We start from the raw sequence: 12,206 nt of genomic DNA, 5'->3' as shown, positions 1-12,206 counted from the left end.
ATTTACCCAGTTTTGTATCTGATGTTGACGTAAAAATGACAAAATAAAACAGTCGACCGCGCCAATAGTTCGTTTACCATCGCTCTCGTTTTAAACAATTTCACATTTCGACGAGTGATTGGTGAATTATATGATGAAGCGCGTCAAGAAAATGGCTTTGGTTGGATTTGCAGCGATTACCCTGGGTGCAGGCCTTGCTGGCTGTAACGGTGGTACATCCGGATCTGCTTCCAGCGGCGGATCTGACGGCGCTTATACTGGTGGACCGGTTGCTGCGAACACTGCTGTACTGAGCTGGAGTGCGCCTTTGACCCGTGTTAATGGTGAGAGCATCGCCATGGGAGAGCTCAATAAGTACGTGATCCGCTATGGCCAGGACGAAGACGCGATGAGTCAGCAAGTTGTTGTCACAGGCGCGCAGTCCGAAGCGGAAATGTCTTACGTGATTGAGAATCTGGACGAGGGCACCTGGTACTTCACCATTCAGGTAGAAGACGTTAACGGACTGATGAGTGCTCCTTCAGATACTGTGAGCAAGACCGTTAATTCTTGATTTGATCAAATACGCCGTCTCTTACTGAGTGATGGCGCTGAAAAAAGCCCCGGCCTTTCTGAGTCCGGGGCTTTTTTGTGCAATGCAGGCGGTGCCTTCGTGACAGGGCGGCGAAATAGTGATGCCCGCTCGCTAGCGCTCCGCTGGCGGGCTGAATCCCGCCAGACCCTCTTGCTCCAGCAACTGGCCAAATCGAAGGGTGGTCAAATCCTTTCCGGGTGCGCCGATCACCTGAACATTGAAGGGTAGCCCCTCCCGTGTTCGTCCCACGGGCACGGAGGTTGCCGGTAGGCCCAGGAGTGTGGCGAGTGCAATCCAGCACATCTGATCCATATAAGAGCGTTCCTGCCCATCTACTTTGATCCGCCGCTTGAACAGGGGCTGGCTATGGTCGTGCGCTATGGCCGCTGTCGGGGTTACCGGGGTTAACAGAACATCGAATTCATCAAACAGCGCTTCAATCTGGTGGCGCATTTTCTCCCGGGTTTCATTCCACACCGCCCACTGATGAACCGGCTGGGTTGCTCCACGACCATATTCGCCAATGCCGTGGGTTACCGGGCCTAGATACTTGAGCCAGGGAGCCAGGTGGCCGAGCCACTTCATCTGGCGGCGCTGGGCCGGTTTGAACGATGGTGACATCAGGCTACCCAGTAAATTGAAGTAGGTGGGCGTGATGTGTTCGAGTTTCAGGAGCGGGTGTTGGGCCTTGGCAACCAGTGCACCCCGACGTTCGAGTTCGCTGGCAAGGTGCTGGTATCCGCTTTTCAACTCCGTGTCGATGGGGCACAGCGGGTCCTCAAACCAGTGGGCGACTCGTGCCTCACTAAGGTTGGACAGGCTGGTCGGCTCCAGGTCGAGGCGCCAGCTCCGGCCATCGCTTGCTCTTGGCCCGGCCACGACTCTCAGAAGCAGTTCCAGGTCCTGGCTGCAACGCGCCATAGGGCCGCCTTCGGCCAGGTCCGGTCGTGTCTGGCTGCCGGGAGGTCCGGGAATGTGCCCGCGCATGGAAACAATGTCCCGGGTGGGTTTGTGCCCGAACACGCCGCAAAAGTGGGCCGGCGTGCGAATTGAGCCGCCCACATCGCTGCCTACCTCCAGTGGTGTCAGTCCGCTGGCGAGTGCGGCGGCACCGCCGCCTGAGGAGCCTCCGGGCGTCCGGTCCGGGTTGTAGGGGTTGCGGGTGAATCCATACACCTTGTTGTAGGTCTGAAGGTCTGAGGCAAACAGCGGTACGTTGGTTTTGCCAAGGATGATCGCGCCCGCATCCTGAAGTCGCTGGGCGATATCCGCATTTTGATGTGGCGTGTACTCCCTGAGCGCGGGGGCCCCAGCCGTGGTGATCAGGCCCGCGACCTCCCAGGTGTCTTTCAGGGTCAGTGGCAGACCGTGCAACGGGCCCAGGGGCTCGCCTGCGGCTCGCTTCCGGTCGGCTTCCGCTGCTTCCTTCAGGGCTCGTCCTGTGTCCAGATGCACCACAGCATTAATGGCTGGATTGCGTTGCTGGATTCGGTCCAGAAACAGGCGAGTGAGGCGTTCGCTGGTGAGTTCCCCGGACTGCAGTTTGTCCAGCAGTCGGTGGGCGGGAAGGTAGTGTATGTCGTCCATGGATCGTGTGGCTTCTTGTTGTCAGTTAGAGGGCGATTTCAAGGCAGGTCTTCACGCCAGTACTTGACCCGGACCTGGGCCTTGATGGCGTCGATAATCTCAATGATCAGGTTAATCAGGGCCTGGCTGTCGGCGTCGGAGATTTCTTTTTGGCCCGGAGCGGGGAGAAAGACATTCACGATATCTTCAATGAACGCATGATTGGAGGATGACGCCAGATCCTCCAGTACCTGGTGCACGACATTGGCGACAATGTCGCCCACGGCCTCTTCCAGTGTTTCCTGGATCGTCGGGCCGACGACGGGCAGGTACTTCAGGCGGGACAGTTCGTGATTCTGTTTGAGGGCGTTGTCTACCCGATCTTCGAGATAGGTTCTCAAGGCGCCACGATTGGGAACGTAGCCCTCCCGCGCTGCTTCGGCAATCCGCTCGGAAATCCAGTCCGACAGCATTTCCCGGCGGGGAAAGAGTATGTCTTCCCGGATCCGGTCAAACAGGGGGGTACCTCGCCGAACCTCCTGTTGCATCCCGCTGAGGACTTTGATCACAATGCGGTCAGACAATTCCTCCATAAACGCTTCGTAGTAGAAGTTGACGAACTTGTAAGCCTTGGTGCTGGTGACGTCTATTATCTTGTACTGGTGCAGACGGTATATGATGGAAATCACCCGCAGAATACGCAGGAAACGGAAGCTGCCCACCGGTATACATCCGACCAGATCGTACCAGTGGATGAACGGGTAGAAATACCAGCGGTCATAGATGCGGGCCTTCACAGCGTATCCCCATCTGAGGAAGAACTCCCCAAGGAATAGGGAAACGAAAATCATGTCATAAAATAGAAAGTTCTCGTGAATGGGGTGATACAGAGACTGCAGGCCGGGAGTATATTCTTTGAGAAGGTTCTGGACGGCAACGAAGTTGTAGATGGCATCCCAGATGATGAGGACCAGATTGATGAACAGCAGTCCCAGCATCACGAAATCGATGATGAACCAGATGAGCTGGTGGCTGGACTTCAGGTTCTGTCGATTGATATGCAGCATTCAGAATCCGGTTATTCATCAGGGAATTACAACCTTCTGACAGGTTAGCATTATTTCATCCAGGGCGGCGACTTGGCGACGACGGCCAGTCGCTCAGGGAAGGGATGCTCCCCCCGAAGGCAGCGGGCATTCCAGTTACGCTTTTCACCACGGACACAGCAGGATGCTCTCAGTTCGCACCGCTCGTACTTCTTACTTCCGCCGCCTGGCCGGGCTGGTGATTTGTTGTCTGCTGTCCGGATGGCTGCAGGCCCAGCAGGTGAGGGTTGAGCTGGAGGGGGAGTTTCCAGAGCTGAAGGACAATGCCGAAGCGTTCCTCGGTGAGGTCAAGGGACGAACTCCGCGTGAATTGAGGCGCTTTGCCCCGACGGCGGTTCGTAAAGTGTCCCGGGCCTTGCGTGCACTTGGGTATTACAACCCCGACATCGACTGGCAGTTAAAGGAAGATGACGAGGAAACCGATGATAAAAAGCGCGCCAGCCTGGTGATCACCGTGGTGCCCGGCGAGCCGGTGCGTGTGGTTTCCCGGACCGTTGAAATTAATGGCGCCGCTGCGTCCGATGAGGAATTTGTCAGGGACCTGCCGAAACAGCCCGCCGAAGGTGCCATCCTTAACCACGGCCAATACGCCTCACTGAGAGGCACCATAGAGTCCAGGGCGCGGCAACGTGGCTACTTCGATGGTCAGTTTACCGAGAGCCGCCTGGCTGTGAATCCGGAGGCCGGCACCGCCGAGATCACGCTCATTTTCGAGAGCGGTGAGCGGTATTCGCTGGGGGAGGTGTCGTTCGAGGAGGGACACTGGTTCGAGCTGGGGTTGCTGGAGGACTTTGTGACCTTCGAGCCAGGCATTCCCTATCACGCGGACGAGATCGCCCAGCTCAACCGGGATCTGTCCAGCAGCGGTTACTTCACGGGTATTGAGATTGACGCGCCCCCGGAACAGGCGGACAACGGCATGATTCCGGTGAGCGTGGCCGTTACTCGCCGGGAGCCGAGATCGGTGGCTACGGGTATTGGCTTTTCCACGGACGTTGGTCCTCGCTTCAAAGGCAACTGGCGTGAACACTGGATCAATCCGATGGGGCACCGGCGCGGAGCCGAAACCGAACTGTCGGAACCACGGCAGAACCTGAGTGCCTACTACGAACTGCCCCTGGACCCGCCCATGACAGATCTCATCCGACTGACTGCCGGTTATCAGCGGGAGGATATCGAGGGGGTGGAATCCGAGTTGATTACCGTTGGCCAGCAGTGGCAACACGAGCTGGACAACGGCTGGCTGCAGGTGTTGTCCATTCGCTGGGAAGGGGAGCGCTTCAATATCCGTGATGAAGAAAGTGGCACCAGTAGTCTGTTCCTGCCCGGTGCCGGTTATTCGAAAATCCATGCTGATTCGCCGCTTGATCCCTCCCGAGGTTACCGTTTGCAGTTCGATGTGACCGGCTCCCATCGGGCGCTGCTGTCCAAGGCCGACATCCTGCATGGGAGTATGCTGGCCAAGGGGCTGTACACGGTATTCGATAGGCATCGGTTTGTGGGGCGCTTCCAGTTGGGGGGCGTGGCCACCAACGACTTCTCGGATGTGCCGCCGTCGCTGCGCTTTTTTGCCGGTGGCGACCAGAGTGTGCGGGGCTACGCTTACGAAACCCTGTCACCGGAGAACGACAACGGTGTGGCCGTGGGTGGTCGTTTCTTGCTGGTCGGAAGCGGTGAATACCAGTATGGCATTACCGACCGTTGGCGCGCCGCCGTGTTTGTTGACCATGGCAATGCCATCAATGACTTCAACGATCCGCTGGCGACCGGTGTCGGAGCGGGTGTTCGCTGGATCAGCCCGGTGGGACCTTTGCGGCTGGACATCGCCAAGGGGCTGGATCGTGAGTTTGGCGGCGACTGGCGTATACACTTTTCAATGGGCCCAGAGCTTTGAGCGGAGCGAACGCGGTGAGCAAGCAACCGGACCAGCAAAATGAATCGCCTTCCGGCCGCCGGTCGGTGTGGTTCTGGCTGCTCTGGATTCTGCTGATCCTGCTCCTGTTGCCGGTGCTCCTGGTCGGGGCAGTATTGCTGGCGCTGCGATCCGATGCCGGCACCGCCTGGGTGCTGGAGCAGGTACCAGGCCTGGAAGTGACCGATGGCCGGGGCTCGGTCCTCGGCCTCTGGCAGGCCGAGCGGCTGGTCTGGCAAGGATATGGCGTACAGGTTGATCTGGCGGCGCCTCGGCTGGATTGGTCACCATCGTGTCTGGTCCGAAAACAGGTGTGTCTGGATACCCTGGTGGCGGAGCAGATCGATGTGCAGGTGGAACCCCCGGAAGAGAAGCCAGAATCAGAGCCCAGGGACATTGTTCTGCCAGAGGTCGATCTGCCTTTCGGCGTTCGTGTCGGAGATGTACGTCTGGGCCCGTTCCTGCTGAACGACGCGACGGTCTGGAACCAGTTGACGCTCTCTGCCGAAGGAGCGGGTGCCGATTGGCAGGTGAACGAGCTGTTCTATGAATGGGGGGATTACTCCGTCTCGTTGTCCGGTCGGCTGGAAACCCGTCGGGACTGGCCAATTGATCTGAGCGTGCTGGCTGAGCTTCCGCCACCGGCCGGCGACCGGTGGCGTATCGCCGTTGATCTGGGCGGGAGTGTTCGGGACCTGCGGCTGGCGGGCAACAGCGAGGGGTATCTGGAGGCCGAACTCGATGGTGAGGTGGAGCCGCTGGATCCCGATTTGCCCGTCAGGTTACGGATTGATTCCAGGAGCTTTCTGGCTCATGGATCCCTGCCAGAAACCCTGACCCTCAAGGACTGGTTTGTGGAGGCCGATGGCAGTCTGACGGCAGGGTTTGATACGCGGGGTGAGGCCACCTTGCCGGGCACCCGTGGTCCTATCTTGCTCAGTCTGAAAGGGGATGTCACCACATCGGAGGCGAGCGGGATTTCGCTGGTACTGCAATCCGGGGAGGCTGAGGAGCCGGGTGTGGTTGCCGTCGACGGCCGCGTCGGCTGGCAGGGCGGACTGGATGCTGAAGCCGATCTGTCCCTTCGGAGCTTTCCCTGGTATTCCCTTTTGCCCGACATGGCCGAACCTCCGGTTGAGGTTCAGAAACTGGACGGCACAGTCAGTTGGAACGACGGGCGCTATCAGGCGGCCCTGAGCGCCGACATCGCCGGCCCACAAGGGGATGCCAGTGTCTCATCGAAAGTGGATGGCGATACGGAGACCATTCGTCTGACCGACCTGAACGTGTCTACCGAGGCTGGATCCCTCAACGGTCAGGCGACGGTGCGCACCAGGGATGTGCTGGCGTGGGAGGGTTCCCTGGCGCTGGATAAGTTCAACCCCGGCTACTGGGTGCCGGCCCTCTCTGCCAGCCTGAGTGGTCAATTGACAACCGATGGCCGGTTACGGGAAGGACAGATCCCCGACCTGCGGGCAAACTGGGATCTGTCCGGGCAATGGCAGGATCAGCCTGCCCGCGTCAAAGGGGGGATTGATACCGCGTCCGGTAGCTGGGAGGTGTCCGGGCTGGCTCTGGACGTTGGCGTCAATCGGGTCAGAGGGAGTGGTACCTGGGGCGAAACCTTGGAAGGTGCCCTGCAGGTTCAGCTGCCCGAACCCCGGCAACTGCTGGAGGGGCTGGCCGGAGAGCTGGTCGCCGATATCCGTCTGTCCGGCACACCCGAGCAGCCGGAGGGGAATGTGACGCTGGAGGCCGATGGATTGGCGTGGCGAGATACCTTCGCGATCGAGCAGCTGGCGATTGAGGCCGGTATTCAGGCTGGTTTCCGGCTGGATGGTCAGGTGCGGGCGAGTGGGATTGATGCGGCCGGGCAAACCATCAACGCCCTCGGACTCGATATAGACGGTGATCGAACCCGTCACACGCTGGCGGTGACCGCATCCCACCCTCAGGCGGACGTCGACCTGACGTTTGCGGGTGGTTTCGCTGGAGACAGTTGGAAGGCGTGGAACGGGCGTTTCTCCGAGGGGGTTGTGGCCCTGCCGAAACAGAAACAGCGGTGGACCCTGGAGGCTCCAGCCTCACTGGCGTACTCGGAAACAGGCCGCCTGACCTTTGGCGCCCACTGCTGGGCCTGGCAGAAAAGCCAGCTCTGCGCCGGCGATCAGGTCCTCGCGCCAGCTCCGGAGCTGGATTATCGCCTGGTTGATTTTCCGACCACTGCATTGGCGTCCCTGTTGCCGGAAAACATTCGCTGGGAAGCTCTTCTTAACGCCAACCTGAAGCTGACGATGACCGATGCGGGGCCATCCGGGCGTGTCGAAGTGGATGCCGGCACGGCAGATGTCAGCCTGTTGGTGGACGATGAGTGGGAAGCGTTCCGGTATGACCAGTTGTTGGTGGCCTTGAATCTCCGACCCGAAATGGCGGAGGTTGAGCTGGCTCTGGCTGGTCCGCGTATTGGTGAATTGTCTCTGGATGCCGCCGTTGATCCGCGTGCATCCGAACGCTCGATCGAAGGCGAGTTTAGCCTGGAGAAGCTGGACGTAGAGCTGGCCGGGGTGCTGGCTGGCCTGCAAGAAGTCAAGGGGGTCATCGAGGGTGGTGGCCGAATCTCGGGGCCACTGATGCGGCCTGCGGTCAATGGAGAGTTGCGGCTGGCCGATGGCCGTCTGGTGGATTCCCGGCTGCCGTTGCTGATGGAGTTGATTGAGGTAACGGTGGAGCTGAACGGCTACAGCGCCAGCCTCGACGGTCGGGTTGATACCGGGGGTGGCGGCTTCCTGGGCCTTGAGGGTGATCTGGACTGGCGTGATGACCCTGAAGTGGATATCACCCTTCGTGGTGAACGGGTTGCCGTCAATCTGGAACCCTATGCCCAGCTGGATCTGGCCCCGGATCTCAATATCGACTTCCGGCAGGGGCGGCTGAAAGTGGCCGGGGTTCTGGCTGTGCCCCGTGGCGCCATCGAAATCCAGGGGCTGCCGCCCCAGGCCGTATCGGTATCCAAGGATGAAGTGATTGTCGGCGTCGAGAAGGAAAAGCCGCTGGTCCGGGATCTGGAAATGGATGTGCGGGTGGTGGTCGGCGAAGATGAAGTCTCGTTTGTCGCATTCGGAGTGGAGGGCAACCTGGAAGGGACCCTGCGGATCGGCAATAACATGGATACCCGTGGGACCCTGAGCCTTGTTGATGGCCGATACGAAGCGTTCGGGCAGGAGCTGGAGCTACGCACCGCCCGGGTGCTGTTCGTTGGCGCGATTGCCCAGCCCTATCTGGATATCGAGGCCATCAGAACCGTCGATGCCGTGGTGGCCGGTATTCGCTTGACCGGACCCGCCCAGTCGCCGTCAACGGAGGTGTTCTCAGTCCCGGAAATGCCCGAGGGGGTTGCCCTGTCTTACCTGATTCTGGGGCGGGCGCCGGAAACCCGGGGTGAAGAAGGACAGATGAGCACCGCCGCCCTGTCTCTGGGGTTAAACCAGACTGCTGAACTGACGGGCAAGATTGGTGAAGAGCTGGGCATCGAGCAGTTTGCTCTTGAAGCCGAGGGTGCTGGTGATGAAACATCCGTGGTTGCCAGTGGTTACCTGACGGATGAGCTCAGTATTCGGTACGGCGTTGGAATATTTGAGCCCATCACAACAGTGGCGTTGCGCTACGACCTCGGAAAATACTTCTACGTTGAGGCGGCCAGTGGTCTGGCCGCTTCACTGGATATCTTCTATACCCGTGATTTCTAGCGTCAATCCAGCTCGAAGGTCGCGGTGACCGAAGCCGTCACTTCCCGTGTGCCAACACTCTGGACCGGATCAGCTGTCGTACGGGCTTCGGCCATCATTCGGGGCATTGGTGGCATTCCGCCGTCTACCTGCATGCTGATGACATCACCGCAGGACTGGTCCAGTTGATCCGCGACGAACTCACACCGCGCCCTGGCATCGGCAATGGCCAGAGCCAGTGCTTCCTGCTTCAGTTCCTTCTCGTTTGAATGGAAAAACTGGCCGGGCCCAAGGCTGTAGCGCATACCGATGGCCTGGGCCTGTTCCAGGATCGGATTGAGCAGGGTCAGGTCATCAAGCTGGAAGGTCACAGTTTGGGACGCGACCGCCTTTTGGGTTGGCTCGCTCCCCGGTTGAGCCGGGGGCAGGGTTCGGGAATACAGGTGCACGTTGGCATCCGTGTATTCATCCAACTCATCTTCGTAATCTTCGATGGCTTCCCGCCATTGGGCCATCATGGATGCCACTGCTTCGGTCGCCTGCTGGGGCACTTCGTTCTCGACGGTCGCGGTGAAATACAGGCGCACGCTGTCTGGCTGATAACGCACACTGCCTTCGCCACTCAGTGACACTTCACCAGCCATGGCGATGACGGGCAGAAGCGCAAGGGGCAGACCAATCTGTGCAAGTCGGCTTCCAGTATTCATGGGTCACTCCTCCCTGGAGCTTGTTCAAAAAAGGACGAATCGGAATCCGGCTCTAACCGGCCCCTCTTGAAATTCAGGGCGGCATGGACGAACTGCCGGAAGATCTGGCGATGTCCCCCATGGTATAGCAGATATTCCGGATGCCATTGCAGCCCGAGCATCCATTGTCCGCTCTGGTTCTCGATGGCCTGCACGAACAGGTCGTTATCCACGGCAACGACCCGGAGGTTTTGCCCCAACCGCTTGATGGCCTGACTGTGAATGCGATTGGCGCCTATGGTGAGGCCCTGCATGGCTTTCGCCAGTCGGCTGTCCTTCACCAGTCGCACCGTCTGCATGGGCAAGAGAAGGGGGCGGTGCCGGGTATGGACCCGAATCGGAGTGACGTTCTGGCACAGCGAACCACCGTGGAAAACATTGATGAACTGGGCGCCCCTGCAGATGCCGAGGACCGGTATGCCTGTGCGTTCCGCCTGCTCCAGCAGGCGGTAGTCAGTGGCGTCCCGTCGCTGGTCATAACGCGCGGAAACCTCGGGCTTTTGCCCGTAGCGCTCCGGATGAACGTGGGTGCCGCCGGAAAGCACCAGCCCATCCAGCAGTTCCACATTGGTGTGGGACCCGGGGCGAATATAGTGGGTGTGTGCTCCGTACAGTCTGAGCCCCATGCTGATCAGCCGGTGGGCGGTGCCACGCCGGGAGGGACCGCTGATCCCGATCGTCAGTCCCGGCAGCTCAATTTCAGGAATTGAAGGATCACGCATACCCCAGACTCTGCAGCCAATGGGTGGAGCTGTCCAGCCAGCTTTGGGTGAGATTGCGCAGGCTCAGTTTGTGGGCCTCGCGAAACCGCGAGCGGAGTTCGGCCAGCTGCTCCGCGTTGTTGGCAATCTGCTCGAGGACGACCCAGTCGTTCCAGACGTCGGAGAACTGCCAGTTTGGGTTGTCGATGTCGCAATCGGGTAACCGGTAGTGCAGGGTAGGGCGGCTCTTTATCCGCGTGTCCTGGACGTACTCGTTCAGCAACGAGTGGTCCAGGTAGGCAAACAAAGGAAGCAGGTCCAGGGCGCGGTTGCGGGTCGGGTTGGATTCAAGGTAGTCAAGCATCAGCTCAGACTGATCCGGTGCGTAATCGTCCGTCATCAGCCGGTCGGTGAAGCGACTGCTCCAGGGCTCGATATAGGTGGTCATCTTGCGGCTGATATCCAGCTGATGGCGTGACTTGAGCCAATCGTACAGGGCGGCGAAGGCCTGAAGGTAGCGAACCAGGGTAGCAGGTTCCAAATCGGGCAATTCCGGATTCAGCTGCAAACCGAAGGCGTAATAAATCGACTCCCGGCTGCCGAGTGCCCCCTGTTGTCTCAGCGCGCTGACCAGTGCTTCGATTTGTCCTACTTCGTTGAATGGCAGGGGAGGGGTGATGATCTCAAGGGGCACAATCCGCTCGGCTGCCGCATCGATTACTTCCAGCGCCTGGCCACCGAGTTCCCTGATGGAATCGGGAAGCTGGGAATCGCTCAAGTCGAGATCTTTCACCAGTTCCGAATCCAGCTCCACCGTATATTCGCCAAACTCGGTATCGATCTTGGTGACATAGCGGGATTCAAGCCGGGGTTTGGCGCCCAGGAAATCGGACACGTTAAACACAAGCTGATCGTAGCTGAGTCCGGACAATTCAAGTTCAACACCAACGCGACGTTCCTTTTTATCGCTGGTGCGCATGATGTCCGGCATTTGGCATGGGGTGCGATTATCCATAACGCTCAGTGTCCTTAAAGACTGCCTTTCCAGAACCTTATCACAATCCTCGTCGCTGCCCGCCGGTCTGCACCAGAAATTCATAGTGGGCTTTACACTGGATAAAACACTGTATATAGTTTGTTTACTGTATATAAAAACAGGGCATGCCCAGAGCGCTTAAATGCAATGCAAGGGCTGTCTCGGAAATGAGTTGACGGAGAACTCCCATGAAACTGACCGCAAGGCAATCTCAGGTGCTGGATATCATCCGGCGGTATCTGGATGAGACCGGCTACCCGCCCACCCGCGCGGAAATTGCCGCGGAACTCGGTTTCCGTTCCGCAAATGCCGCCGAAGAGCATCTTCGTGCGCTGGCCCGTAAAGGCGCCATTGAGATGGTTCCAGGAGCGAGTCGGGGCATCCGTTTGCCGGAAGCCGAGGAGGATCTGGGCTTGCCGGTCATTGGTCAGGTTGCTGCTGGTAGCCCGATTCTGGCGCAGGAGCACATTGAGGATCATGTCACCCTGCAGCCGGAATTTTTCTCCCCCTCGGCAGATTACCTGCTGCGGGTGCGTGGAATGAGTATGAAAGACATCGGTATTCTGGATGGTGACTTGCTGGCGGTCCATCGCACACAGGATGTCCACAATGGTCAGGTTGTCGTGGCACGGGTTGGCGAGGACGAGGTAACCGTCAAGCGTTACCGTAAAGAAGGCAGCAAGGTCTTCCTGATTGCGGAGAACGAAGAGTTCGATCCCATCGAGGTGGATCTCGCCGAGGAGCATTTGTTTATCGAAGGTCTGGGGGTGGGAGTTATCCGCCGGTCGGATCTCCACTAATCAGGTCAGGTAATCCGGACAGTCTGGGAGCAGCTAGGTT

The 12,206-nt window shown here is 59.0% G+C and carries 9 protein-coding genes; 4 read left to right on the top strand and 5 right to left on the bottom strand.

Annotated elements, in window-relative coordinates; all coding sequences use genetic code 11:
• The first annotated feature begins 130 nt into the window (after positions 1-130).
• Complete coding sequence (locus QVZ43_RS00890) at positions 131-553, top strand: fibronectin type III domain-containing protein (RefSeq protein ID WP_302908507.1); 423 nt, start codon at positions 131-133, stop codon at positions 551-553.
• Between the two features lie 132 nt (positions 554-685).
• Here the strand turns inward: QVZ43_RS00890 and QVZ43_RS00885 are convergent, their stop codons facing one another.
• The gene (locus QVZ43_RS00885; protein WP_302908506.1) at positions 686-2,161 is read right to left on the bottom strand and encodes an amidase; all 1,476 of its coding nucleotides are present in this window, start codon (positions 2,159-2,161) and stop codon (positions 686-688) included.
• 38 nt (positions 2,162-2,199) lie between these two features.
• Entirely contained in the window at positions 2,200-3,207 is a 1,008-nt protein-coding gene (locus QVZ43_RS00880) for a hypothetical protein (RefSeq protein WP_302908505.1), read from the bottom strand.
• 163 nt (positions 3,208-3,370) lie between these two features.
• On the opposite strand from QVZ43_RS00880, the gene QVZ43_RS00875 reads away from it, so the two are divergent.
• The gene (locus QVZ43_RS00875; RefSeq protein ID WP_302908504.1) at positions 3,371-5,140 is read left to right on the top strand and encodes an autotransporter assembly complex protein TamA; all 1,770 of its coding nucleotides are present in this window, start codon (positions 3,371-3,373) and stop codon (positions 5,138-5,140) included.
• Between the two features lie 14 nt (positions 5,141-5,154).
• Positions 5,155-8,904 (top strand): translocation/assembly module TamB domain-containing protein, encoded by a 3,750-nt coding sequence (locus QVZ43_RS00870; protein ID WP_302908503.1) that lies wholly within the window; start codon positions 5,155-5,157, stop codon positions 8,902-8,904.
• A 2-nt stretch (positions 8,905-8,906) separates the two neighbouring features.
• Here the strand turns inward: QVZ43_RS00870 and QVZ43_RS00865 are convergent, their stop codons facing one another.
• From QVZ43_RS00865 to QVZ43_RS00855, 3 genes are read right to left on the bottom strand one after another with little or no spacing between them, the layout of a single operon-like run.
• Positions 8,907-9,590 (bottom strand): SIMPL domain-containing protein, encoded by a 684-nt coding sequence (locus QVZ43_RS00865; RefSeq protein WP_302908502.1) that lies wholly within the window; start codon positions 9,588-9,590, stop codon positions 8,907-8,909.
• A complete protein-coding gene (locus QVZ43_RS00860; protein WP_223793879.1) occupies positions 9,587-10,351 on the bottom strand; it encodes a gamma-glutamyl-gamma-aminobutyrate hydrolase family protein in 765 nt (254 codons plus the stop codon). The genes QVZ43_RS00865 and QVZ43_RS00860 overlap by 4 nt, the downstream gene beginning before the upstream one ends.
• Positions 10,344-11,345 carry an amidoligase family protein gene (locus QVZ43_RS00855; protein WP_302908501.1) on the bottom strand — a complete coding sequence of 334 codons (1,002 nt, stop codon included), beginning with the start codon at positions 11,343-11,345 and terminating at the stop codon, positions 10,344-10,346. The genes QVZ43_RS00860 and QVZ43_RS00855 overlap by 8 nt, the downstream gene beginning before the upstream one ends.
• A gap of 209 nt (positions 11,346-11,554) precedes the next feature.
• On the opposite strand from QVZ43_RS00855, the gene lexA reads away from it, so the two are divergent.
• Positions 11,555-12,166: a transcriptional repressor LexA gene (lexA, locus tag QVZ43_RS00850; RefSeq protein WP_223793877.1), complete on the top strand. Its 612-nt coding sequence runs from the start codon at positions 11,555-11,557 to the stop codon at positions 12,164-12,166.
• Positions 12,167-12,206: the final 40 nt, after the last annotated feature.

It is taken from the genome of Marinobacter suaedae (genome assembly GCF_030519635.1).
Classification (GTDB): domain Bacteria; phylum Pseudomonadota; class Gammaproteobacteria; order Pseudomonadales; family Oleiphilaceae; genus Marinobacter; species Marinobacter suaedae.
Note: the sequence above shows the minus strand (reverse complement) of the source record. Positions and strands in the feature narration are given on the sequence as shown.

Coding starts and splice junctions, on each gene's coding strand:
- QVZ43_RS00890 (WP_302908507.1), top strand. CDS start 131: ATGATGAAGCGCGTCAAGAAAATGGCTTTGGTTGGATTTGCAGCGATT.
- QVZ43_RS00885 (WP_302908506.1), bottom strand. CDS start 2,161: ATGGACGACATACACTACCTTCCCGCCCACCGACTGCTGGACAAACTG.
- QVZ43_RS00880 (WP_302908505.1), bottom strand. CDS start 3,207: ATGCTGCATATCAATCGACAGAACCTGAAGTCCAGCCACCAGCTCATC.
- QVZ43_RS00875 (WP_302908504.1), top strand. CDS start 3,371: ATGCTCTCAGTTCGCACCGCTCGTACTTCTTACTTCCGCCGCCTGGCC.
- QVZ43_RS00865 (WP_302908502.1), bottom strand. CDS start 9,590: ATGAATACTGGAAGCCGACTTGCACAGATTGGTCTGCCCCTTGCGCTT.
- QVZ43_RS00860 (WP_223793879.1), bottom strand. CDS start 10,351: ATGCGTGATCCTTCAATTCCTGAAATTGAGCTGCCGGGACTGACGATC.
- QVZ43_RS00855 (WP_302908501.1), bottom strand. CDS start 11,345: ATGGATAATCGCACCCCATGCCAAATGCCGGACATCATGCGCACCAGC.
- lexA (WP_223793877.1), top strand. CDS start 11,555: ATGAAACTGACCGCAAGGCAATCTCAGGTGCTGGATATCATCCGGCGG.